Raw genomic sequence first — 23,948 nt, 5'->3', positions numbered from 1 at the left:
ATGAATTACTCCCCCATGCGCACCATCACCACCGTAATGAAGCGCGAGATGGCCGTGGCGTTTAAGACCAAATCCATGCTCGTGCTCATCGGCCTCTTGCTACTCATCGCTATCGCCGGCCCGCTCATCATCAGCTTCTTCGCCGACGACGACGAACCGGACACCATCGCCACCGTCGGCATGGATGAGGCGGCGTTCGCCAGTACATCAGTAGATACCGTCACTGCCCAGGACCGCGCGGCGGCAGAACAGCTCATCGACGACGAGGAGGCCGATGCCGCGCTCGTGCCCAGCGAGCAGGAAGCGGGCGGCTGGGATCTGCTGACCAAGGGCAGCGCGTCGCAATCGGTCACCATGGCCGCGCAACAGGCAGCCGAAACGGCGGCCAGCGCGGAAGCCTACGAAAAGCTGAATATCAACCCGCAGGACATTGCAGACGCCACCCCGTCCTCCGAGGTCCACGAGGTGGACGTGGAGGGATCCGACGGCGGGATTACGGATCAGAATTTCGTGGACATCTTCACCGTCTTCATCGCGACCTTCGTGGTCATGATGTCGATCATGACCTTTGCCGGCCTGGTCGGCGCGCGGGTGACGGAGGAGAAGTCCTCCCGCGTCGTGGAGATCATCCTGTCCTCGGTTCGCCCGGTTGATTTCCTGGCGGGCAAGCTCCTCGGCAACTGCCTCATCGGATTCGCCGCCACCGTACTCATCGTGGTCGCCGGCGCCGCATCGGTGACGGCCACGGGGCTCGTCACGGACTTCCCCATCAACTGGCCCCTGATCGGTGTCATGCTCCTCGGTGAGCTCCTCGGCTTGCTCTTCTTCTCCTGCCTATACGCCGCCGCGGGGTCGTTGGTGCGGCGCACCGAAGACCTGCAGTCCACCCAGACGCCCGTGCTGATGCTGGTCCTGGCCACGTTCTACGTCCCGCTTTTCGGCTGGCAGCACGCCGAAACAACCTTGATGAACGTGATGGGCTGGGTCCCGCCGGTCTCCACCGTCGTCGCCCCCTTGGAGGTCGCCGCCGGGCAGATGAGCTGGGGCGAGCTCGCCGCAAGCTACCTCATCCTGGCGTTGGCCACCGCGGGCGTCATCTGGATTGTCGCGCGCATCTACCAGCGGGCTATCCTCAACAACGGCAGCAAGATGACCTGGAAGCAGGCGCTGACGAAGTAAAAGGCGTGGAAGGGAGCAGTACTTGTCGATGACCGCAGGCCCGCTCATCGTCCAGTCCGACAAAACAGTGCTCCTGGAGGTGGATCACCCGCGTGCCGATGAGGCCCGCGCGGCCCTGTCCCCTTTCGCCGAACTGGAGCGGGCCCCAGAGCACATCCACACCTACCGCATTACGCCGCTGGCGCTGTGGAACGCCCGCGCCGCCGGCCACGATGCGGAGCAGGTCGTGGACGTTTTGGAGAACTACTCGCGCTTCCCGGTTCCGCAGGCTTTGCTTGTCGATGTCGCCGAGACGATGTCGCGGTATGGCCGGGTGCGCATCGACAAGCATCCTGCTCACGGGCTGGTCCTGGAATCGTCCGAGCCGGCAATCCTGGAGGAGATTTCCCGCCACAAGAAGGTCGGCGGGATGCTGGGCACACGGATCGATGACAACTCCGTGTCAGTCCCACCCTCCGAGCGCGGCCGGCTCAAGCAGGAGCTGTACAAGGTCGGCTGGCCGGCAGAGGACCTCGCCGGATACGTCGACGGCGAGTCCCACCCAATCGAACTCATTGAAGACGGCTGGGCCCTGCGCGACTACCAGCACTACGCCGCCGAGTCCTTCTGGTCCGGCGGTTCCGGCGTCGTGGTCCTGCCCTGCGGCGCGGGCAAAACGCTCGTCGGCGCCGCCGCGATGGCCAAGGCGAAGGCCACCACGCTCATCCTGGTCACCAACACCGTCGCCGGGCGGCAGTGGAAAGACGAGCTGATCCGCCGCACCTCGCTGACCGAGAACGAGATCGGTGAATACTCCGGCGAGAAGAAGGAAATCAAGCCGGTGACCATCGCGACTTACCAAGTGGTCACCCGGAAGACCAAGGGCGAATACAAGGCCCTAGAGCTCTTCGATTCCCGCGACTGGGGCCTCATCATCTACGACGAGGTGCACCTGCTCCCCGCCCCGGTGTTTCGCATGACGTCGGATCTGCAGTCCCGCCGCCGGCTGGGGCTCACGGCCACCCTCGTGCGCGAAGATGGGCGCGAGGGCGACGTCTTCTCCCTCATCGGGCCGAAGCGTTACGACGCGCCGTGGAAGGAGCTGGAGTCCGCCGGTTACATCGCCACCGCCGAGTGCGTCGAGGTCCGCGTGGACATGGACCCGGACGAACGCATCGCATATGCCACGGCGGATCCGCGCAACCGCTACCGGCTCGCGGCGACGGCGGGGGCGAAGCTGCGGGTCATCGACACGCTGTTGCAGCGTCACAGCGACGAGCAGGTCCTCGTCATTGGCGGTTACGTGGATCAGCTCGCGGACATCAGCAAGCGCGTCGGCGCCCCCGTGGTCGACGGCAAGACCTCGAACCGGAAGCGTGAGGAGCTCTTCGCCCAGTTTCGCGCCGGCGAGCTGCCCGTTCTCATCGTCTCGCGCGTGGCCAACTTCTCCATCGACCTGCCGGAGGCGGCGGTGGCCATCCAGGTTTCCGGTACCTTCGGCTCCCGCCAGGAGGAGGCGCAGCGACTGGGCCGCCTGCTGCGCCCGAAAACCGACGGACGCGCCGCCTATTTCTACACCGTGGTCGCCCGCGACACCCTCGATGCCGAGTACGCCATTCACCGGCAGCGTTTCCTGGCGGAACAGGGCTACGCCTACCGGCTTGTCGATGCCGCCGATCTGCCTTTACAGGCCGATTGAGGTGCCCTCGTCGAACCGGATGTCGTCCGCGGAGATGTAATACGTCTCCATTGATCCGTCACGCATGACCAGCTGCTCCGACACCTCGTCTGGGGTGTCGAGGCTTATTTCCTTCAGGTGCTCGGCGACATCGTCAGGCGCCCACGCGGCGTCGACCGTCACCGGTTCCGGGGACGCAAGCCCCGCTATCTCCGGCGTGGCGGTGAGGCGTGCGATGACAATGCGGAAGTTCCCATTGAGGGTCGTGGTCCGACCATCGCCTGTGCGCTGCCATACGTCCGCGAAACCGCCGGGCTGGCCCGGAAAGCGCACGTGGAGATTGTCCAGCACGACCCGGTCCGCGTCGATCTGTATGGCAGGGCGCGGTCCGGCGGCGGTGGGAAAGTCGACGTAGGACACTCTTACGTTGCCAAGCAGCCGGGTGGAGTTCGACTGGACGGTGTACGTATTTCCCGTCGCCGTCTGCCCCGCCGCGGGAGTGCACACCAGCCCGGCGAGAATGGCGGCCGTAATCGCTGCGAGGCTACGCACGGACGCACTCCCGCCTCGGTACCCATGCCAGTGCGGCGGCCCCAGCCAAGAGCGCCACGAGAGTCCCCAGCAGGAATCCTCCAAAGTTAGATGTCGGCAGCGCGACGACCGCCAGGACCATCGCAGCCACCCCAGCGAGGATCCGCCCCTCCGGCATCCACAAGGTCATCGCGCCGCAGACGATGAGCAGAACGCCCACGACGAGGGTGGACACTCCGGACAGGGTGGAAATTTGCACCTGGATGTTGGAGACGGAAAAGGACAGATATGCCGGCAGCATGATTTCCACGCCGGCCAGAATCATGCACAGGCCCGGCCAGAAGGGGCGCTGCTTCCTCCACTGCTGAAAACTTTCGTTCACCGCGGCCTAGCACCTCCCGCCGTCGGGGTCCTCGACGGTGATCTTGCCGCCCGCGGAGCTGAGCCGATCGGCCGAAGTAGACACGGCGTGAATCACCTGATCACTGGCCTCCATATGCGTGGCGGCAAGGCCGAAGGCGCCCGGCTCGGCATCATCGGAAAGCTGGCTGGCGTCGACGCCGATCCGCGGGTTCGTCATGGTCAGAGAGCCCTCCATGTCCGCCACACCGATCACCAAGTTGTCCGCGGTAGTCGAGGGGCCATCGGCCAGCATCTGGAACTTCTTCTCCCCCACCCCGGGAAGGTTGACTTTGGCGGACAAGCACATGTCGGTGATTTCCGCGTGCTGCAGGCGCAGGCGCGTTACCCCGCGGTCGCCTTGCTGCTGGTGTTCGGTGTCCACGAAAAGCCCAAAGTCGTCGGCGTCGAGGCCGCCGACGGTCTGAGTAAAGATCGTGTTGGACAGCGCCAGACCAGCGGCGAGGCCGTTGTTGGCCATCGCTACACCTTCCGCGCTCAATGCGATGAGTCCTGCCGCCGCGATGGCCGCGAACCGGCGCTTTCGAATACGCCCCATGGTTTCCTTCCCCGGTTAGTTAGTTTCTTTCCCGAAACCATACTATATGGGGGATTCTTCCCGGGAATACAGCCCGCGTGTCTCGGCGACGTACACTGACTACACGATGAAGGTTTTCAAATTCGACGTCGACGAGTCATACGCCAAGCAACACAACGAGCTACTGCGCGATACCGGACGCTTGCGCACCTCCGGCATCATCCTGGGCCTCTTGCTCATCGCGGCAGGGCTCGCTGTGTACTTCCTTGTCGATGCCGCCTGGGGCCTCACCATCGGCATCGGCCTGGGGCTCTTCGGCGTCATGATCGGCATCATCGGCGTCGCAGCCGCCAGCCGCGTGGGCACGGCGCAGCAGCTCTACGACTCCTATCCCCTCGCCCCGGCCGTCGTCGCGGAGGTCAACGAGCGCGACATGGTGCTATTAGCGCTGGTCAACACCAACGTGGACTCCTCCCAGCCGCCGCGCTGGGGCGCCGCCCTGCGCACCGTGACCTCCATCCCGGGTCTGAAAAAGCGCACCGAGGGCACCAAGGTGCCCGTCGCCGCCGTGGGCGGGCACCGCTCCACGCAGGACAAGGACCACTGGCAGCAGATCTCCCCTATGCCCATCGCGTGGGGGACGCCCGATCAAGAGGTCGTCGACATCGCCCGCACCTCCATCCCGCAGGATCAGTGGAACCGCCTCGAGCGCGCCCGCAAGCGCCTCGACGAGGTGAAGGCGACGAAGTACGACCTGCTGGTCCTGTAATCCCACCGCGCGTAATCATAAGGTCAATGACATGATTACGGCATGCTCAATTATGGATATTTGACTCCCCTTGCGGAGGATCCTTCCTCCCCTGCCTTGGCCTTGCGTGGCCTGACCCGCCGGTTCGGCGAACACGTCGCCGTCAACAACTTGTCGCTGGACGTGCCTCGCGGCAGTTTCTACGGGCTCGTCGGCCCCAACGGCGCGGGCAAGACGACCGCACTGACCATGGCGACCGGCCTTCTGCGCCCCACCGCCGGCGATGCGTGGGTGTGCGGCCACTGCACCTGGGGCTCCGAAGAGGAAACCCTGGCCGCGAAGCGCTGCTACGGCCTGCTTGCCGATGGCCTCCCCGTCTTCGATCGCCTCAGCGGCAAGGAGTTCCTCGACTACACCGGACGCCTGCGCCAGCTGCCCGAGGCGGAGGTAGAAAAGCGCTCCACCGACCTGCTGCGGGTGCTGGAGCTGCCACAGGAAGGCGGAAAATATATCGCTGACTACTCGGCGGGCATGACGAAAAAGATCCTGCTCGCCGCCGCCCTGTTGCACCGCCCGGACATCCTCATCCTCGATGAGCCCTTTGAGGCCGTCGATCCAGTGTCCGCACAGGTCATCCGCGAGATCCTTCGCAGCTACGTGCGCTCTGGCGGCACCGTGTTGATGAGCTCGCACGTGATGGCCCTGGTGGAAGAGATGTGTGACCGGGTGGCCATCGTCAATGCCGGCAACACCGTCGCCGCCGGCACGCTGGAGGAGGTCCGCGGCTCGCGGGATTCGCTGACTGATGTCTTCGTCGACCTCGTCGGCGGCGGCCACCTCGACCACGACGCACTCGGCTGGCTCGCGGAGGGCGATGCCCAGTGAGCTCAGTGACACGCACCATCATCGCGCTGCACGCGAAACTGTGGCCGCGCAGTTTCAAAGCTAACCCGTCGCAGTTCGTCGTCCTTCTGATCTTCTTCCTCTACGGTCTCCCCGGTGCGCTCGGTCTGGCGTTCCTGACCGGCGACATCGCGCTGCAGGAAAACGACCTACAGTACGCGGCGGGCCTGCAGGGGCTCGGCGTGTTTTTCTACTGGCTGCTAGCGCTGCTGTATCCCTCGGGGGAAAGCCAGGTCGAGCCCTCCCGGATGGCCACCCTGCCGCTGCGGCCGCGCGAGTTGGTCCCGGGCTTGTTGTGGACGGAGTTCCTGCAGGCCCGGACCGTGCTCGCCCTGCTGTGCACGGTTGCGACGGCGGTCATCATTCCCGCCGTGCTTGGCGATGCCACCAGCACCACCTTTGTCGTCGCCTGGGCCGTAAGTTGTCTGGTCTCGTTCGTGCTCGCCGTCGTCGACGCGGCCAGTATGAGCGGGCTCGGACAGCTCTTGGGCGCGCAGCCGGCGTGGGTGCGCTACCTCGTCTTCGCAGCGGGGCTCGTCGTGGCAGTGGTGGCGACGTTCGCGGTCTCTGCAGACACCACCGACATGGAAGCCACCGGCACCGCGGTGCTGCGCACCTTCGCGTGGACGCCTTTTGCCGCGCCCGGCTCCGCGGTGACTTTCGGCGTCGTGGGGCACTGGGCGCCGGTTGTTCTCATGGCGGTTCTGACCGTCGCGCTGTTTTTCCTCGCCGCCTGGGCGCAGGAGAAGGCCATTGGTGTTGCGCTACACGCCCCGGCAGAGGGCGAATCGAGGAAGTCCTCCACCTCCAAGCGCGGGACCGTTCTGCTGCCGTGGGCGCCGCGGACGCGCTGGGGCGCCATCTACTCCCGGGCTCTGTGCTACTGGTGGCGCGATTCCCGCTTCCGCGCGCAGTGGGCCAGCGCGGTTGTGCTCACCGCCATCTTCTGCGGCACCGGCCTAGCGGCCGGTGACCCAACCCGGCCGTATATCGGACTAATCTCCAGCGTCATTTTGTGCACGACCGCTACGGCTAACGACTACGGCTACGACGGCCCGGCAAATTGGGTGCACCTTGCTGCACACGTGCCCGCGAAGACGATGGTGACCGCCCGGGCGGCCGCCGGTGGGACTCTCGGTGGAGCGACCCTACTGATTACCGCGGTAATAAGCGGCTTTGCCACCGGCGCGAACCCGATTTTCTGGACATGTCTCAGTGTCGCTACCTGCGCCTCCCTTGCCGGCCTCGGCTTCGCCGCCGTGATGGCCGTTTTTAATCCCTACCCGACCTCGAAGCCTGGGACGAATGCCTTCAACGACCGCTCCGGGTTTAATGGCGCGGCCATCTTGACGTCTCTCATCGGCATCTTCGGCGTCTGGCTCCCGCTCGTGCCGGGAACCATCATGATGGGCCTTGCTCTATCGCGGGGACACGCGTCGTTCGCAGACATGGCGTCTGGTCTGTTTCTCACCGGCCTCGCGCTGAACGTTGTTCTCGCGGTAGCGGTCCTCGTCGGCGGCCTCGCTATCGCGTACCGACGCCTCAGCCACAGCTGGCCCGACATCTTCCAGCGCGTTCGCAACTACGTGTAGCCCTTCCCCACTCTTCGTGCTCGGTCAGCGACCCGCAGCTGCCGACGTACTGCGGATGACCGAGCACACTGCCTGTTTTTGGATCGTTAGGGTGTCCACCCCGTGTTGTGGGGGTAGTTAGGATCCAGATTCAGGCACCGAGGCGTACCCCGCGGTTGAAGGGGGCGCCTGGGTAGGTTGCTGGTTTCCCCACATTGGGCAGTAACGACCCGGGTTGGGTCGCTTAAACCCGCTTTGGGACATTCCTGAGCAAGGTTTGTGGTGTCAGGGCGTGCAGGTGCACGTTTTGTGTCCTCAAGGGCCGGTTATCCGCCTGGTTTGGGTGCTTGTGTACTTGTTTCGTGCACCCCGGGCTGTGGTCGTAGCCGCATACCCCCTCACACACTCATGCTGTAGTGGCCGGCAGGCCGGAAACAGATACGTGGCTCTGCGTGCCGCCTTGGGGGGCTGAGGACATGGAAAAAGGAGGGGGAGAAACACGAACCAGCCGTGTGGTTGGTTGGTGTTTCTCCCCCTCCGGGTTGTATTGAGTTGTTGTGTTGTGTGGTGTCGGCGGTTACTTACTCTCCCACACCCTGGCGGGTGCAGTACCATCAGCGTGGGCAGGCTTAGCTTCCGGGTTCGGAATGGGTACCGGGCGTTGCCCTGCCACTATCACCACCGACAAACCTATAAGGGCTTGTCCATGTCATTATTTTGTTTGTGTGCGCACCTTTGGGTGGTGTGTCAGATACTGCATAGTGGACGCGAAACCAAAATGGTGTGATTGTGACCCGACTGTGTTGTGTGGGTCTTTTTTGTTTTGGTTGTGTTTGTTCGGCGGATTAGTACCAGTCACCTTCACGTGTTACCACGCGTCCAGATCTGGCCTATCAACCCCATAGTCTATAGGGCGCCTCAAGTATGAAACCTCATCTTAGAACAGGCTTCCCGCTTAGATGCTTTCAGCGGTTATCCTTCCCGTACGTAGCCAACCAGCCATACCCCTGGCGGGATAACTGGCACACTAGAGGTACGTCCGTCCCGGTCCTCTCGTACTAGGGACGGATTTCTTCAAGTTTCCACGCGCGCGGCGGATAGAGACCGAACTGTCTCACGACGTTCTGAACCCAGCTCGCGTGCCGCTTTAATGGGCGAACAGCCCAACCCTTGGGACCTACTCCAGCCCCAGGATGCGACGAGCCGACATCGAGGTGCCAAACCATCCCGTCGATATGAACTCTTGGGGAAGATCAGCCTGTTATCCCCGGGGTACCTTTTATCCGATGAGCGACACCACATCCACAAGTAGGTGCCGGATCACTAGTCCCGACTTTCGTCCCTGCTCGACATGTCTGTCTCACAGTCAAGCTCCCTTGTGCACTTACACTCAACACCTGATTGCCAACCAGGCTGAGGGAACCTTTGGGCGCCTCCGTTACCATTTAGGAGGCAACCGCCCCAGTTAAACTACCCACCAGGCACTGTCCCCAACCCAGATCATGGGCCAAGGTTAGACAGCCAATCCGGCCAGAGTGGTATTTCACCAACGACTCCACCACCACTAGCGTGATAGCTTCATAGTCTCCCACCTATCCTACACAAACCGAACCGACTGGCAATACCAAGCTATAGTGAAGGTCCCGGGGTCTTTTCGTCCTGCCGCGCGTAACGAGCATCTTCACTCGTAATGCAATTTCACCGGGCCTGTGGTTGAGACAGCAGAGGTCTCGTTACGCCATTCGTGCAGGTCGGAACTTACCCGACAAGGAATTTCGCTACCTTAGGATGGTTATAGTTACCACCGCCGTTTACTGGGGCTTAAATTCTCCGCTTCGACCCACAAGGGTCTAACAGGTCCTCGTAACCTTCCAGCACCGGGCAGGCGTCAGTCCATATACATCAACTTACCGTCTTCGCATAGACCTGTGTTTTTGATAAACAGTCGGACCCCTCTATTCTCTGCGACCCACCACCAGGTGGGCCCCCCATCTCCCGAAGTTACGGGGGCATTTTGCCGAATTCCTTAACCACAGTTCACCCGAACGCCTTAGTATGCTCAACCTGACTACCTGTGTCGGTTTCGGGTACGGGCCATAAACACACATCGCTAGAGGCTTTTCTCGACACCACAAGCACACCACATTCAACCCAAAAAAGGGTCTATGCATCACGCCTCACGCATAACACAGACCGGATTTGCCTAGCCTGCACGCTCGATGCGCTTACACCAACAATCCACTAAGCGGCGTGGCTGCCCTGATGCGTCACCCCATCACGTGGACCACAGATAAGGCCCCACCGCACACACACCAACAACCACACCCCGAAAGGTGCAGCGAAAGTCAGTATGTGTTTGGTGGTTAGTATCACTGCTTTACCAGGGGCGCGTGTTTACGGGTACCAGAATATCAACTGGTTATCCATCGACTACGCCTGTCGGCCTCGCCTTAGGTCCCGACTCACCCTGGGAAGACGAACTTGACCCAGGAACCCTTAGTCATCCGGCGGTAAGGATTCTCACCTTACAATTCGTTACTCATGCCTGCATTCTCACTCGCACACATTCCACCACTCCTTACAGTATGGCTTCACCACATGCACGACGCTCCCCTACCCAAACAACAAAAAGTTGCTTGCCGCGGCTTCGGCGGTGTGCTTGAGCCCCACTACATTATCGGCGCAGAACCACTCGACCAGTGAGCTATTACGCACTCTTTCAAGGATGGCTGCTTCTAAGCCAACCTCCTGGCTGTCTTCGCGATCCCACATCCTTTCCCACTTAGCACACCCTTAGGGGCCTTAACCGGCGATCTGGGCTGTATCCCTCGCGACCATGGAGCTTATCCCCCACAGACTCACTGCCGCACCAACACTTATGGCATTCGGAGTTTGGCTGATGTTGCTAAGATGATAGTCCCGCTCAACCAACCAGTAGCTCTACCTCCACAAGGCCTAACGTGCGACGCTGCACCTAAATGCATTTCGGGGAGAACCAGCTATCACGGAGTTTGATTAGCCTTTCACCCCTACCCACAACTCATCCCCGCAGTTTTCAACCTACGTGGGTTCGCGCCTCCACAACCTCTTACAATTGCTTCACACTGGCCATGGGTAGATCACCCCGCTTCGGGTCTTGGACACACCACTAAAAACACCCCATTAGGATTCGGTTTCCCTACGGCTACCCCACACACGGGTTAACCTCGCGACATGCCGCAAACTCGCAGGCTCATTCTTCAAAAGGCACGCCATCACACACACAAAGGTGCTCTGACGGATTGTCAGCACACAGTTTCAGGAACTATTTCACTCCCCTCCCGGGGTACTTTTCACCATTCCCTCACGGTACTATCCACTATCGGTCACACTGAGTATTTCGGCTTACCGGGTGGTCCCGGCAGATTCACAACAGATTCCACGAGCCCGTTGCTACTCGGGAAAAGACACAACACAACCACACACAGCCTTCAGCTACAGGACTCTCACCTGCTCCGGTCGACCATCCCAGGCCAGTTCACCTAACTGTCGCAGCCATGCTCCAGGCTGGCAGACCCAGACACATCAATCCCAACAACACCGCATGCGCAACCACTGCCACGTATCACACACACACGGTTTAGCCACATCCACGTTCGCTCGCCGCTACTAGCAGAATCATAAAATATTATTTCCTTCTCCTACGGGTACTGAGATGTTTCACTTCCCCGCGTAACCCCCACACCCGCTATACATTCACGAGCTGGTACCACCCAATAACAGGCAGTAGGTTTCCCCATTCGGACACCCTCGGATCAACGCTCCTTTGACAACTCCCCGAGGCCTATCGCGGCCTAGCACGTCCTTCATCGGCTCAGCATGCCAAGGCATCCACCATGCGCCTCAACGACAACACACCAAGATGACCCAACAACACACAAAAAATAATCACATCACACACACAAACAACACACCCACACACAACCAGCCACACACACGTATGACCAGTCACATGCAGCATGTTGCACGTATTCAGATGCTCGCGTCCACTATACAGTTCTCACACACCACCCCACCCCAGAAGCAACCACCACACACAAACAACGTGGCGGCACCACCAGAATGGGCACACAATAAAGGGACATGATGCCCCAGACACCCAACAATGCACCAACATTTGCCAAAAGAAAAAAATTAACCGTGTCCTCATTACCAACCACAGCCCATTGGCCTGACCAGGCTGGCCACGCACCCACAACCACACACTCATTCACGGCGTGATGCAGGCGTCCACAAAAGGTGGCGGAACCACAACCGGATCCACAAACCACCAACACAGCCTGCAACTGCAGACCACAAAAATAAAGCTCCTTAGAAAGGAGGTGATCCAGCCGCACCTTCCGGTACGGCTACCTTGTTACGACTTCGTCCCAATCGCCGATCCCACCTTCGACGGCTCCCTAACAAGTTTGGGCCACCGGCTTCGGGTGTTACCAACTTTCATGACGTGACGGGCGGTGTGTACAAGGCCCGGGAACGTATTCACCGCAGCATTGCTGATCTGCGATTACTAGCGACTCCGACTTCATGGGGTCGAGTTGCAGACCCCAATCCGAACTACGACCGGCTTTCAAGCGATTAGCTCCACCTCACAGTATCGCCACGCGTTGTACCGACCATTGTAGCATGTGTGAAGCCCTGGACATAAGGGGCATGATGATTTGACGTCATCCCCACCTTCCTCCGAGTTAACCCCGGCAGTCTCTCATGAGTCCCCAACCAAATGCTGGCAACATAAGACAAGGGTTGCGCTCGTTGCGGGACTTAACCCAACATCTCACGACACGAGCTGACGACAACCATGCACCACCTGTACACCAACCACAAAGGGAAAACGTATCTCTACGCCTGTCTGGTGCATGTCAAGCCCAGGTAAGGTTCTTCGCGTTGCATCGAATTAATCCACATGCTCCGCCGCTTGTGCGGGCCCCCGTCAATTCCTTTGAGTTTTAGCCTTGCGGCCGTACTCCCCAGGCGGGGCGCTTAACACGTTAGCTACGGCACGAAACCCGTGGAAGGGCCTCACACCTAGCGCCCACCGTTTACGGCATGGACTACCAGGGTATCTAATCCTGTTCGCTACCCATGCTTTCGCTCCTCAGCGTCAGTAACTGCCCAGTAACCTGCCTTCGCCATCGGCGTTCTGCCTGATATCTGCGCATTTCACCGCTACACCAGGCATTCCAGCTACCCCTACAGCACTCAAGCATGCCCGTATCGCCTGCACGCCCGGAGTTAAGCCCCGGAATTTCACAGACGACGCGACACACCACCTACGAGCCCTTTACGCCCAGTAATTCCGGACAACGCTCGCACCCTACGTATTACCGCGGCTGCTGGCACGTAGTTAGCCGGTGCTTCTTCTCCAGGTACCGTCACAAAAAGCTTCGTCCCTAGCGAAAGGAGTTTACAACCCGAAGGCCTTCATCCCCCACGCGGCGTCGCTGCATCAGGGTTTCCCCCATTGTGCAATATTCCCCACTGCTGCCTCCCGTAGGAGTCTGGGCCGTATCTCAGTCCCAATGTGACCGTCCACCCTCTCAGGCCGGCTACCCGTCGCCGTCTTGGTAGGCCATTACCCCACCAACAAACTGATAGGCCGCGAGCTCATCCCACACCAGAAAAAACCTTTCCACCACACACACCAAAGTGCGGTCCTATCCGGTATTAGACCCAGTTTCCCAGGCTTATCCCGAAGTGCAGGGCAGATCACCCACGTGTTACTCACCCGTTCGCCACTCGAGTACTCCAGCAAGCTGGAGCCTTTCCGTTCGACTTGCATGTGTTAAGCACGCCGCCAGCGTTCGTCCTGAGCCAGGATCAAACTCTCCACAAAAAATTGTGAGACATCAAAGCCCAAAAGAGCCTGACACCCAGCAAAAAAATTACCAAACAAACCAACCCCCACAATCAACGAGGAAAAACCAGGGGCTGGCCAAAACAAACATTGGCACACTATTGAGTTCTCACACATCACAACCCACACCCACCCGAACAAACCATCCGAGCGAAATGCAAGCCCGAAGAAGCTTACCACCAACAACAACCGGAAGCAAACCACTTCATCTCAAAATTATTTCACCGTCACCGCCCGTTAACCTCTCGGCTACCTCGCGGCGACTCGTGTTACTTTAGCGGACGATCGGTGAAAGCTCCAAATCGCTTGGCAATCCAAAACGTTGCAGCAGGTCAGACCGCCAAAAGCGCGCAGCTAGTGATAGCACGCAAGCAACCCATGCGGGCCATCGATGACGGTGATCTCGGTATTGAAGATGGGGCTCAGGACATCGTCACTCATGATCTCCTCCGGGCTGCCGAAGGCGACGATCTGCCCGTCCTTCACCGCGCAGATGTAGTCGGCGTAGGGCGCGGCAAAGTTGATGTCGTGCAACACGATGATGATGGTGCGGCCGAGGTCGCGGGCGGCATCGTCAAGCAACCGCATCATGTCCACGGAATGGGCGATGTCCAGGTTGTTCAACGGCTCGTCGAGGAGGACGTAGTCGGTCTCCTGGCACAGGACCATCGCCACGTAGGCGCGCTGGCGTTGCCCGCCGGACAGCTCGTCGAGGTAGCGGTGCTCCAGCTCGTTGAGGTGGAAGAAGTCAATGTAGCGGGAGATGACCTCTTCGTCGTCGACGGTCAACCGGCCGTGCGAGTACGGGAACCGGCCGAATCCGACCAGCTGGCGCACGGTGAGCCGGGTGACGAAGTGGTTTTCCTGCCGCAGCGTGGAGACCACCCGCGCCAGGTCACGGGACTTCGTGGACGACACGTCGAAGCCGGCCACCTCAATCTGGCCTTCGTCCATCCCCATGAGCCGACCGATCATCGTCAATAGCGTCGACTTGCCGGCACCGTTCGGCCCCACGAGGGCGGTGATGCCGCCAGCGGGGATCTCAAGATCCACCGGTCCGATGGACGTCTCAGTGGAGTAGGCCTTCTTTACGCCTCGCAAGGAAATCACAGGCGCCCCTTTCTCAAGATGACAAACAGGAAGACGGACCCGCCGACGAGCTCGATGATGATGGAGACCACGCCTTGGGCGTTAAAGACGTGCTGCATGAGGAAATAGGCGCCGGCGAGCACGACGAAGGCGATGGCCGTGGCCATCGGGAACAGGTAGCGGTGGTCGAAGGTATCGGCGAACTGGTACGCCAACGTGGCCACCAGGAATCCGAGGAAGGTCATCGGCCCCACCAGGGCGGTGGTCACGGCCATCAGGACGGATACCAGCACCAGCGTGTAGATGGCGTGGGCTTTGTGGCTCACCCCCAGGTTCGTGGCGGCGTCGCGGCCGAGCGCTACGACGTTGAGCTTCCGGGAGTTGGCGTAGAGCAGCACCGCGGCCAGAACCATCAGCGGGATGGCGATGGGATAGTACTCGGTCTCCGCGTTGTTGACCGAGCCGAACAGCCGCGCGGTGAGCACGTCGAATTCGGACGGGGTCAGCATGCGCTGCATGAACGTCGACAGGCTCCCGAGCCCGCCGCCGATGACCACGCCGACCAGCAGCATCGCGTGCATGCTGTTCGAGCGGTTGGTCAAAAGCCACGAGTACAACAGCAGCGACAGCCCCACCATGATGACCATCTGCAGCAGGAAGTTCCCCACCGTCCGGGAGGCCGTCAGCCCCGCCGCGCCCAGAAAGAAAATGGTCGAGGTGTTAATGGCGACGTACAGCGACTCGAACCCCATGATGGACGGGGTAATGATGCGGTTGTTCGTCACGGTGTGGAACGCCACGGTGGCGGTGGCCTGACAGACGGCGACGACGACCATGGCGACGAGGGCATCGGAGCGGCGCTTGGCGATGAGCCAAAAGCCCCGCGTCCCGTACTCCATCGGGTTTCCGTACGCGACCAGACCAAACGCCAAGAGCACTCCGAGAGCTAGCAGCGTGAGCAGGATGATCCAATAGCGACGGGCCGCCGCCGGCGACCTGAACGACCCGACTGACCGGGTCGAACGCGGCGAAATAGCTGCGCGGGGGCGGGCTGAGCGTTTAACCACGGTCACGAGACGACCTCACAATCAGGGCGACGAAGACGACGGCGCCGACGAGCCCCAAGATGACGGAGACGGGGATTTCAAACGGCGCGATGATGAGCCGGCCGATAAGGTCGCACACCGCGACCGTGGCGATACCGAGCACGCACACCCACGGCAGGTTGGAGCGGAGATCGTCGCCGCGGAGCATACTGACGATGTTCGGCACGATGAGCCCCAGAAACGGCAGGGACCCGACGACCACGGTGACCACGCCGGTAGCGATGGCGACCAGCCCGGTGCCGATGAGCAGGATGCGGTTGTAGTTCACGCCGACGTTGGTGGCGAACTCCTCGCCCAGGCCGGCGACGGTGAGCTTGTCGGCGTACACGAAGACCGCAGCGAGCACGGCCACCACCACCCACAAAACCTCGTACTGCCCGGAGTACACCGAGGTAAACGACCCCATGAACCAGATGCCCAGCTGCTGCAGGCTGTCAGTCGTAAGGGCCAGGAAGGTCGACACCGCGCTCACCACGGCACCGAGCATGATGCCGATGATCGGCACGATGAGCGAGCTGCGCAGCGCGACCCGCCTCAGGAACAAAAGGAAGATCATCGTGCCGGCGAAAGCGAAGATGACCGCTCCCACCATGCGTTCCAGAACGGTGGAGGTGGGAAACACGATCATCGTGGCCAGCAGGCCCAGCCCCGCCCACTCGGTGGTGCCGGTCGTGGTGGGTTCCACGAAGCGGTTCTGCGTGAGCAGCTGCATGACCAGCCCGCACATGGCCATCGCCGCGCCGGCGAGCACGAGCGCAATGGTGCGCGGGACGCGGGTGATGCCGAACATCTCCCCGCCATCCTCGGCGCCGAATACGTCGTACTGCCCCACCAACAGGGAGGCGGCGAGCAGCGCGGCGACCACCACGACGCCGATGCCGAGCTTCCAGTCCAGCAACCGCCCGCGATTGCTCTTACGACTCTGGGTACGTAGCACGGGTTAGGACTGCGCCTCGAAGGCATCCGCCATGGAGTTGAGGATCTCGGTGTAGGTGATGATGTTTTCGTTGGTGTAGGTGTCCTCCGGGGCGTAGACGATGTCGCCCTTCTGCACCGCGGTCACGTTCTTCAGCGCCGCATTGTTCTCGATGACGTCCTTGGCCGGCTTGAAGTCCGGCTCGCCGGACTTGATGGCGGCGTCACGGTCGAGGACCAGGATGTAGTCCGGGTTGGAATCCGCGATGGCCTCGACGGAGACATCGTCGCCTTCGTGATCATCAGTGGCGTTGTCCACCTTGAGCGCCGGGGTCATGCCGACCAGGTCGAACAGCGGACCCCAGGTGCGGCCCTTGGACGGGGCAACGTAACCCAGCTCGCCGCCGGACGAATTCAGGGCCATGACCTTCTTGTCCTTGTCGTAGGCGTCGCGGGCGCGGTCGAGGGCCTTGTTGAAATCATCGACAAGCTTCTTCGCCTCGGACTCCTTGTCGAAGATCTTGCCCAGCTCCTCGGTCTGGCGGATGAGCTCTGCGGCGAAGTCTTCACCGTCACGCGGGGTGAAGTCGACGACCGGGGTATCGGGCACCAGCTTTTCGATGTCCTCCTGGTACTGGCTGAAGCGCTGGCCGTTGATGACCACGTCCGGCTCGGCGGCGACGAGCGCCTCCAGGTCCGGCTCGCGGTGCATGCCCATATCGCCCTCGACGGTGTCCTTGTTGTAGGTGTCCTCGAGGGTGTCCGGCATGAGCTTCAGCGGCGCGGCGACGAGGTCCACGCCCCAGTCGGCCAGCAGCTCGAAGGCGCGGTTATCGGTGGCCGCGGCGCGCTTCGGCGGGTGCGGGACGGTCTTTTCGCCGTAGTTGTCCGTCACCGTAATTTCGGCGGACTCAGCATCGCCCGCTGCGCTGGTGGCGCTCGCTGCTTCGGACGTGACTTCCGACTGGGCGGAATCGGCGTTCTCACGCGCGCTTTCAGCGGTGTTGGAGCAGGCAGTCAGCGCGATGGAGCACGCGGCCACCGAGGCGACGAGGGCGCGGCGGGTCTTGTTCAACATGATGGTCCTTTACGGGGTCAACGGATGTCATACGGACAGGAAATTGTGCGACGATACACACCTTTAAGTAAACCTAACCCAAGTAAAGGTAGGCTTACAACACTCGGGGGTGACCTGGTGCCCTAGCGCTCCAGATCCGCCACCGCCTGCACTCCCCCGGCGCGCTCGAAGTCCGCGCGTGCCACCGCCAGCAGATCGCCATCCGCCAGCAGATCGCAGACCACCTGCCCCAGCCCCGCTGCGGAGTCCACCACAGCGCGGTGGGCCGCCGGACTTCCCGCCGCCGCGGCGAAGTCCTCGGTGTGCAACGCGACATCGCTCGCCGCCATCTTCACCATCGGGTGCAGCCCCGGCACCAGGTGGGAGACGTTGCCGAAGTCGGTCGACGCCGACAGCGATTCCGGCAGCGTGCCCGCCGGCAGCGGCACCCGGCCGCGCGCCCGCTGCGTCTCGCTGAAGCGATCCACCAGCGCGGAGTTGTTCCGCACGGGCAGCGACATCGGGTGGACGTCCCAGTCCACCTCGACGCCGCAGCCGGACATCAGCGCCGCGCCGTCTAACACGTTGGCCACGCGCTCGGAGAGATCGATAAGCGTCGCCGTCTGGCTGGATCGCACGTAGAGCTCCATCTCCGCGCAGTTCGGGATGACGTTGGGGCTGTCCCCGCCGGAGGTGATGATCGCGTGCAGGCGATCGCTCGGCGGCATCTGCTGCCGCAACAGCCCCAGCCCCTGGTAGGCCAGGCTCACCGCGTCGAGGGCGTTGCGGCCCATGAACGGTTGCGCGCTCGCGTGGGCGGCTACGCCGGTGTAGCGCACGCGGAGAAATCGCCGGTCCACCCAGGTGTGCGCCGGGGAGTCGTAGGCAAAACCGTGCATCATCACCGCGGCATCGACCCCCTGCAGGCAGCCTCCCCGGATGAGGTACTCCTTGCCGGTGTGCCCCTCTTCCGCGGGCGTGCCCAGCAGGACGATGCGGCCCCGGAGCCCGGCTGCCGCGCTTGCCGATGCCGCCGCCCAGAACGCCCCTAGTCCCGCCGCGGCGATGACGTTGTGCCCGCAGCCGTGGCCGATGCCGGGCAGTGCGTCGTACTCGGCCATGACCATCACGGTCGGGTGTGCGTCTGGGTCGAAGTCGGGCGCGGACCACTCGGCCGCAAAGGCCGTTTCCACCCCGTGTACCCCGCGCTGGGTGGGGTAACCGTGGCGCTCCACGGCATCGGCAAGCACGGCCATGGAACGGTGTTCGGCGAACGCGAGCTCCGGGTGGGCGTGGAGATCATCGGCAAGCGCGGTCAGCTCCTCGGTATACGCGTCCACTTCCCTATCCACCGCGCGCCACAGGTCCCGCTGCCCCGGGTAGGCCTCGGCACTAGACGGTGTCGGTTCCGCCTCTTGCACCTTTTTCACCTGCCGCCGCACGGCCCGGCCGGTGATGTCCAGGTACGCGGTGGACGGCTCTGCCGGCTCGCTGATATCCGGATGGTCGGTCATTTATCCCTCCAGGAAGATGTTGTTGCCCGGCCCCAGCGGCAGGTCGAGGAAGAACCAAGCGGCCAGCAGCAGCGCCCACGCCAGGAAGAACGGGATGACGAACGGGATCATCCGGGACATGAGCGTGCCGATGCCCGCGCGCGGTTCGTAGCGCTGCAGCATGCCCAGGATGACGATGAGGTACGGGTTGAGCGGGGTGATGATCTGGGTGGCGGAATCGCCCACGCGGAACGCCGCCTGGATGAACGCCGGCTCGTAGCCGAGCAGGGCGAACATCGGGACGAAGACGGCCGCCATGAGGGTCCACATGGACGAGCCCGACACAATGAGCAGATTCAGAGTCGACGCCACGATGATGAAAGCCAGGATGGCCGGGAACCCGGTCAGCCCCACCACGTCGAGGGCGGCCGCGCCCTTCACCGCGGTCCAGGTGCCGATGCCGGTCCAGGAAAACAGCGCGACGAACTGGCCCAGGATGAACGCCAGGACGAGGAAGGACAGCATCGATTTCAGCGCCGCCATCATCATGTCCACGACGTCCTTGATGCTGGAGATGGTGCCCACGACCACGCCGTAGACGATACCCATGGCGAAAAAGTACAGGCAGACGATGAATACGATGGAGTCCAGCATCGGCGACTCGGGCAAGAACCCGCCCGCCTCGTTCTTCCACGGCGAGTGCGGCCACAGGCCCGCGACCGCGACGAGCGCGGTGACGATGGCCCCGGCTACCAGGGACCACAGCAGGGCGCGGTTTTCGCGCGGGGTGAGGGTGGCGGATAGCTCCTCGGCGGAATTGCTCGTGCTGCCCGGATCGTCCGGATCGTCTGGGTCTTCCGCCTCGTCGACCGGCACGTCCTGCTTCCACAGGCGCGGCTCGATGATCTTGTCCACGATGAACCCGGCGAGCAGGCCCAGCACGATGGACGAGGCGATGTTGAAGTAGTAGTTGGACAGCGCGTTGACGGGCGTGAAGTCACTACCCGGCAGGGTATCCATCACGGCGTTGGTGATGCCGGCGAACAACGCGTCCAGGCTGGTGGGCACCAGCGAGGTCGAATACCCGGCGCCGGCGGAGGCGAAGCCGCCGATAAGCCCGGCCACTGGGTGCCGGCCGGCGGCCTTGAACACCAGCGCTGCCAGCGGCGGGACGACGACGAAGACCGCGTCGCCCATGACCGATGCCGTCACGCCGATAACACCCACCGCGTACGGGAGCACCCACGGCTTGGAACTGCCGAAGGTCTTGCGGATGAGCGCGGAGAGCATGCCCGATTGTTCCGCCACGCCGACGGCGAGCAGGATGGGCAGCACGGGGACCAGCGGCGGGAAGCCGATGTAGTTCTCCCCGAGCGTGGTGGTAAACCACGCCGCGCCCTCGCGGGTGAACAGTCCGTGGATGTGGGTGGTCTCATCGCTTCCCGGGATCTGCACGGTCACGCCGTTCCAGGCCATCAGCGACGAGGCGAGCGCCGTGATGCCGTACAGGATCAGGAAGATGGTAAACGGCTCCGGCAGCTTGTTGCCCACCGTTTCTACCGCGCCGAGGAACTTGTCGATGACCCCGGGCTTGCCGTCCGTGCCGCCGGCATCCTGGGCATCGTGCGTCGGGTTCTGTCTGCGGCGCGCCAGTGTCTGTTCAGTACTCATCGTCGGGTGTGTCTCCCTTCGGTGCCGGTCTGTGCACGTTCAGAGCCACACCCTACTGTGCGTCACATCACTTATAGCGCGACGAGTGCGCTTCGTTACCAGAAGTTAACCGCCGGGGTGCACCCAGTGCCCCTCCCCCCTTGGCATGCAAAAATCCCCAGACCCTCTGGTGAGGGCCTGGGGATTCGGTTGAGTGGAGCCGCCGGGAATCGAACCCGGGTCCTTCGACATCTTGCCAGGGCTTCTCCGTGCGCAGTTCGCACAGAATCTCTACTCGGCCCTCCGGCTCGGGCGAACACGTTCCGGATGATGGGCCCAGTCACCAGTAAGAGTCCCACTCGGCCCTGATGACCCAGCCGAGTGGCAAGTTCCTTCATCGATGCCAGGTCCTAGGCCAGGAACGAAACCTAGGCTGACAGACACGCTTCGCTAGTTAGGCAGCGAGAGCGTAGTCACGCTGAGAGTTCTTCTCTGCGTTTATTGGTTGCTACGACGCTTAACGGTGGTCTCTAGCCTGCACCGGCACGCTTCCCCTGGCGCAACGTTCGAAGTCGAAACCTTGTCGACCCCATGTGAACGCGTAGAGCGAGGATAGTGCATCGAACTCTACGGAGTACATAACACTAGTAGACGGCCGTCTATTCCAGCAAGGCGCTAGCCCGGCTAGGCGCGCAACCACTGCGCCAGCACCGTGGCGTGGTTTACCTCGCGGTCTTTAGCCGCGAACAGCAGCACCACCGGGCCGGAACCGGAGGAGGATTCCACCAGCTCGGTGAGCCTCTCCAGCTCTTCCGAGTCGTTGCTGGACAGTTCATTTCGGTAGCGCTCGGCGAACTCGTCGAAATCCTCGGCGCGGTGGTTCCACCACTTGCGCAGTTCAGGGCTGGGCGCGACGTCTTTGAACCACTCGTCGTACGGCACGTCGTCCTTAGCCACTCCGCGGGGCCACATGCGGTCTACCAAGACGGCGGTCGAGCCGTCCGGGAGCAGCCCCGGGTCCTTGACCACGTCGTGCACTTTGGCGGTTTGCACCTCGGACATTCTATCCGCGCATTCCCTTCATGCGCCGGCCCATCATCTGCGTGACCTCGCGCTCCTCGGTGCGGCGCTTGATGTCCTCGCGCTTGTCGTAGGCCTGCTTGCCCTCGCCCAGCCCGAGCTCGAGCTTGGCGATCCCGTTTTTCAGGTACGCCTTCAGCGGGATCAGGGTCCGGTTACCGTTGCGCACCTGCCCCAGCAGGCGGTCAATTTCGCGGCGGTGCAACAGCAGCTTGCGCGTGCGCTTGGGCGAGTGGTTGGTCCAGTGCCCGTAGGAGTACTCCGGGATGTGGAGGTTGCGCAGGAACACTTCGCCCTTATCGATGGTGGCGAAGGCATCGTTCAGCGAGATCTTGCCGTCGCGCAGTGACTTGATTTCGGTGCCGACGAGCACGATGCCGCACTCGACGGTGTCCAAGATCTTGTAGTCGTGCCGGGCGCGGCGGTTGGTCGCGAGGGTAATCGTCCCGTCCGCGCTCACTGCCTGCTTTTTCTTCTTGCCCTTCTTCGCCATAACCCTTGGGAGTCTACCTCACCTACTTGCGCACATACGCCCGCAGGGTCACCTGGGCGGTCAGCGCCGCGAACACGACGGCAGCCAGCCCCACCAGCGGGAGGGCGAGCCAGAGGACACCAGAGTCCACCGGGGCGATGAGCTGGCTTTGGTACAGGTTGGCCAGCGAGGGGTCGAGGACGAACTTCTTCGCCAGCGCGGTGCCGATGGCCGCGAGCGCCGTGCCGAGCACAACCGCGAAGACGGCCTCCAGCACGAACGGCGCGTGGGTAATCCAGCGCGAGGCGCCGACCATGCGCATGATCGACATCTCCCGGCGGCGGTTGAACGCGGCGATCTGCACCATGTTGGCCACGAGGAAGACCGCGGCGACGGTGAGCACGGCCGCGAGCAGGAATGTAGCGTTGCGCACCGCATCGAGGTTCTCCGTCGCGCCGCGTACCTCGTCGGCCTGGTCGACGACATCGGCAACCTGCGGCTTGTCGCGCACCTTATCGATGGGCGAGGTATCCGCCGGGTTGTGCAGCCGCACGTGCAGCGCGGCCGGTAGCGCGTCGGGACCGGTCTCCTCCACCAGAAGCGGGTCGGTCTCCTTGAACAGCTCGACGAAACGATCGTAGGAGTCCTCGCGCGAGCGGAACTGGACAGAGTCCACGCCCGGGTCGCCCTCGAGCTCCTCCTTGAGCTCCTTACACCCTGGCGACGAGCAGTCCGTGTCGTTGCCGGAGATGTCCTCGTCGAGCTGGATCATGACCTCGACGCGCTCCAAGTAGATGTCCTTGGTGTCGCTGGTGACCTGGGCGACCGAGACGCCGGAGACGATGAGCCCGATGGAGATGGCGGAGGTGATCACCAGCGCGATCGTCATGGTCACGTTGCGGCCATGGCCCTTGATGGCCTCGCGTAGGACGTATCCGAGCTGCATTAGATAGCCTCCCCGTAAATCGCGTTGCGCTCGTCGCGCACCAGCGCGCCGTTATCCAGCTCGAGCACGCGCTGGCGCGCCTGGTTGACCGCGCGCGCATTGTGCGTGGACATGATGACGGTCGTGCCCCGGCGGTTGATCTGATTGAGCAACCGGAGGATGTCGTCCGCGGTGGCGGGGTCGAGGTTGCCCGTGGGCTCATCGGCAAGCATCAGCTTCGGACGGTTCACAAACGCCCGGGCAATGGCCACGCGTTGCTGCTCACCGCCGGACAGCTCCTGCGGCAGACGGTGCGCCTTGGACTCCAGCCCCACCATCTCGAGCACCTCGGGCACCGCCTTGGCGATGCGCTGCTTCTTCTTCCCGATGACCTCGAGCGCGAACGCCACGTTCTGGTAGACGGTCAGCTTGGGCAGGAGCCGGAAGTCCTGGAAGATGTAGCCGATCGACTGCCGCAGCCGGTTGATCTGCTTGCCTTTGAGCGCGTTGACGTGGAAGTCGTCGAAGTAAATGTCGCCAGAAGTGACATTTGTATCGCGCACCATGAGCTGCAGAAAGGTCGACTTACCGGAGCCGGACGGGCCGATAAGGAAGACGAACTCGCCGTCATCGATGGAAAACGAGACGTGGTCGAGCGCGGGCCGCGCGGAGGATTGGTAGACCTTTGAGACGTTCTCAAACGTAATCACGCTCGCAACAATAGCAACATGCCTCCCAC

Annotated in this window: 18 protein-coding genes, 3 rRNA genes and 1 other RNA gene; 5 read left to right on the top strand and 17 right to left on the bottom strand. The window is 62.3% G+C overall.

From position 1 onward, the window contains the following. Together CMASS_RS03070 and CMASS_RS03065 are read left to right on the top strand one after the other, a co-directional pair. A complete protein-coding gene (locus CMASS_RS03070; protein WP_022862911.1) occupies window positions 1–1,179 on the top strand; it encodes an ABC transporter permease in 1,179 nt (392 codons plus the stop codon). 28 nt (window positions 1,180–1,207) lie between these two features. After that, the gene (locus tag CMASS_RS03065) at window positions 1,208–2,857 is read left to right on the top strand and encodes a DNA repair helicase XPB (RefSeq protein WP_022862912.1); all 1,650 of its coding nucleotides are present in this window, start codon (window positions 1,208–1,210) and stop codon (window positions 2,855–2,857) included. Here CMASS_RS03065 and CMASS_RS03060 read toward each other — a convergent pair. The 3 genes from CMASS_RS03060 to CMASS_RS03050 are packed head-to-tail and all read right to left on the bottom strand — an operon-like array spanning window position 2,843 to window position 4,325. Further along, window positions 2,843–3,388 carry a hypothetical protein gene (locus CMASS_RS03060; RefSeq protein ID WP_022862913.1) on the bottom strand — a complete coding sequence of 182 codons (546 nt, stop codon included), beginning with the start codon at window positions 3,386–3,388 and terminating at the stop codon, window positions 2,843–2,845. The genes CMASS_RS03065 and CMASS_RS03060 overlap by 15 nt on opposite strands. Beyond that, window positions 3,381–3,749 (bottom strand): DUF6114 domain-containing protein, encoded by a 369-nt coding sequence (locus CMASS_RS03055; protein ID WP_022862914.1) that lies wholly within the window; start codon window positions 3,747–3,749, stop codon window positions 3,381–3,383. The genes CMASS_RS03060 and CMASS_RS03055 overlap by 8 nt, the downstream gene beginning before the upstream one ends. 6 nt (window positions 3,750–3,755) lie before the next feature. Continuing rightward, a complete protein-coding gene (locus tag CMASS_RS03050) occupies window positions 3,756–4,325 on the bottom strand; it encodes a DUF6230 family protein (protein ID WP_022862915.1) in 570 nt (189 codons plus the stop codon). A 106-nt stretch (window positions 4,326–4,431) separates the two neighbouring features. Here CMASS_RS03050 and CMASS_RS03045 point away from each other — a divergent pair, with 106 nt between their 5' ends. The 3 genes from CMASS_RS03045 to CMASS_RS03035 are packed head-to-tail and all read left to right on the top strand — an operon-like array spanning window position 4,432 to window position 7,547. Further along, window positions 4,432–5,073, top strand: coding sequence for a DUF3239 domain-containing protein (locus tag CMASS_RS03045; RefSeq protein WP_027018644.1), 642 nt, complete (start codon window positions 4,432–4,434; stop codon window positions 5,071–5,073). A gap of 42 nt (window positions 5,074–5,115) precedes the next feature. Beyond that, a complete protein-coding gene (locus CMASS_RS03040) occupies window positions 5,116–5,937 on the top strand; it encodes an ABC transporter ATP-binding protein (protein WP_027018645.1) in 822 nt (273 codons plus the stop codon). Next, window positions 5,934–7,547, top strand: coding sequence for a hypothetical protein (locus CMASS_RS03035; protein ID WP_022862918.1), 1,614 nt, complete (start codon window positions 5,934–5,936; stop codon window positions 7,545–7,547). The genes CMASS_RS03040 and CMASS_RS03035 overlap by 4 nt, the downstream gene beginning before the upstream one ends. Before the next feature lie 547 nt (window positions 7,548–8,094). Here the strand turns inward: CMASS_RS03035 and rrf are convergent. The 14 genes from rrf to ftsE all read right to left on the bottom strand — a co-directional run bounded on the left by rrf (window position 8,095) and on the right by ftsE (window position 23,919). Further along, window positions 8,095–8,212, bottom strand: a 5S ribosomal RNA gene (gene rrf, locus CMASS_RS03030). Between the two features lie 138 nt (window positions 8,213–8,350). Continuing rightward, window positions 8,351–11,424 (bottom strand): 23S ribosomal RNA (locus CMASS_RS03025). 456 nt (window positions 11,425–11,880) lie between these two features. Continuing rightward, window positions 11,881–13,401 (bottom strand): 16S ribosomal RNA (locus CMASS_RS03020). Together the 16S, 23S and 5S rRNA genes form the textbook arrangement of a ribosomal RNA operon. Window positions 13,402–13,776: 375 nt before the next feature. After that, complete coding sequence (locus CMASS_RS03015; RefSeq protein WP_022863659.1) at window positions 13,777–14,532, bottom strand: iron ABC transporter ATP-binding protein; 756 nt, start codon at window positions 14,530–14,532, stop codon at window positions 13,777–13,779. Next, the gene (locus CMASS_RS03010; RefSeq protein WP_420536135.1) at window positions 14,529–15,410 is read right to left on the bottom strand and encodes an iron chelate uptake ABC transporter family permease subunit; all 882 of its coding nucleotides are present in this window, start codon (window positions 15,408–15,410) and stop codon (window positions 14,529–14,531) included. Before CMASS_RS03010 ends, CMASS_RS03015 begins: the two co-directional genes overlap by 4 nt. Window positions 15,411–15,570: 160 nt before the next feature. Next, window positions 15,571–16,554, bottom strand: coding sequence for an ABC transporter permease (locus CMASS_RS03005; protein ID WP_022863657.1), 984 nt, complete (start codon window positions 16,552–16,554; stop codon window positions 15,571–15,573). 3 nt (window positions 16,555–16,557) lie between these two features. After that, window positions 16,558–17,610, bottom strand: a complete 1,053-nt coding sequence (locus CMASS_RS03000) for a siderophore ABC transporter substrate-binding protein (RefSeq protein WP_022863656.1) — start codon at window positions 17,608–17,610, stop codon at window positions 16,558–16,560. Between the two features lie 122 nt (window positions 17,611–17,732). Further along, complete coding sequence (locus CMASS_RS02995; protein ID WP_022863655.1) at window positions 17,733–19,103, bottom strand: M20 family metallopeptidase; 1,371 nt, start codon at window positions 19,101–19,103, stop codon at window positions 17,733–17,735. After that, on the bottom strand, window positions 19,104–20,753 hold the full coding sequence (locus tag CMASS_RS02990; protein ID WP_022863654.1) for an AbgT family transporter: 1,650 nt from the start codon (window positions 20,751–20,753) through the stop codon (window positions 19,104–19,106). A 191-nt stretch (window positions 20,754–20,944) separates the two neighbouring features. After that, window positions 20,945–21,323, bottom strand: a transfer-messenger RNA (tmRNA) gene (gene ssrA / locus CMASS_RS02985). Between the two features lie 93 nt (window positions 21,324–21,416). After that, window positions 21,417–21,794 carry a DUF488 domain-containing protein gene (locus CMASS_RS02980; protein WP_022863653.1) on the bottom strand — a complete coding sequence of 126 codons (378 nt, stop codon included), beginning with the start codon at window positions 21,792–21,794 and terminating at the stop codon, window positions 21,417–21,419. A gap of 1 nt (window position 21,795) precedes the next feature. Continuing rightward, window positions 21,796–22,305 carry an SsrA-binding protein SmpB gene (gene smpB / locus CMASS_RS02975; RefSeq protein ID WP_022863652.1) on the bottom strand — a complete coding sequence of 170 codons (510 nt, stop codon included), beginning with the start codon at window positions 22,303–22,305 and terminating at the stop codon, window positions 21,796–21,798. A 22-nt stretch (window positions 22,306–22,327) separates the two neighbouring features. Next, complete coding sequence (gene ftsX / locus CMASS_RS02970) at window positions 22,328–23,230, bottom strand: permease-like cell division protein FtsX (protein ID WP_022863651.1); 903 nt, start codon at window positions 23,228–23,230, stop codon at window positions 22,328–22,330. Then, entirely contained in the window at window positions 23,230–23,919 is a 690-nt protein-coding gene (ftsE, locus tag CMASS_RS02965; RefSeq protein WP_022863650.1) for a cell division ATP-binding protein FtsE, read from the bottom strand. Before ftsE ends, ftsX begins: the two co-directional genes overlap by 1 nt. Window positions 23,920–23,948: the final 29 nt, after the last annotated feature.

The sequence above is a fragment of the Corynebacterium massiliense DSM 45435 genome (genome assembly GCF_028609805.1).
Taxonomy (GTDB): domain Bacteria; phylum Actinomycetota; class Actinomycetes; order Mycobacteriales; family Mycobacteriaceae; genus Corynebacterium; species Corynebacterium massiliense.
Note: the sequence above shows the minus strand (reverse complement) of the source record. Positions and strands in the feature narration are given on the sequence as shown.

Bases quoted from the DNA above. Each gene is read 5' to 3' on its own strand.
- ftsX (WP_022863651.1), bottom strand. From the start codon at position 23,230: ATGCAGCTCGGATACGTCCTACGCGAGGCCATCAAGGGCCATGGCCGC.
- CMASS_RS03010 (WP_420536135.1), bottom strand. From the start codon at position 15,410: ATGGAGTACGGGACGCGGGGCTTTTGGCTCATCGCCAAGCGCCGCTCC.
- CMASS_RS03040 (WP_027018645.1), top strand. From the start codon at position 5,116: ATGCTCAATTATGGATATTTGACTCCCCTTGCGGAGGATCCTTCCTCC.
- CMASS_RS02990 (WP_022863654.1), bottom strand. From the start codon at position 20,753: ATGAGTACTGAACAGACACTGGCGCGCCGCAGACAGAACCCGACGCAC.
- CMASS_RS02995 (WP_022863655.1), bottom strand. From the start codon at position 19,103: ATGACCGACCATCCGGATATCAGCGAGCCGGCAGAGCCGTCCACCGCG.
- CMASS_RS03000 (WP_022863656.1), bottom strand. From the start codon at position 17,610: ATGTTGAACAAGACCCGCCGCGCCCTCGTCGCCTCGGTGGCCGCGTGC.
- CMASS_RS03065 (WP_022862912.1), top strand. From the start codon at position 1,208: ATGACCGCAGGCCCGCTCATCGTCCAGTCCGACAAAACAGTGCTCCTG.
- smpB (WP_022863652.1), bottom strand. From the start codon at position 22,305: ATGGCGAAGAAGGGCAAGAAGAAAAAGCAGGCAGTGAGCGCGGACGGG.
- CMASS_RS02980 (WP_022863653.1), bottom strand. From the start codon at position 21,794: ATGTCCGAGGTGCAAACCGCCAAAGTGCACGACGTGGTCAAGGACCCG.
- CMASS_RS03070 (WP_022862911.1), top strand. From the start codon at position 1: ATGAATTACTCCCCCATGCGCACCATCACCACCGTAATGAAGCGCGAG.
- CMASS_RS03045 (WP_027018644.1), top strand. From the start codon at position 4,432: ATGAAGGTTTTCAAATTCGACGTCGACGAGTCATACGCCAAGCAACAC.
- CMASS_RS03050 (WP_022862915.1), bottom strand. From the start codon at position 4,325: ATGGGGCGTATTCGAAAGCGCCGGTTCGCGGCCATCGCGGCGGCAGGA.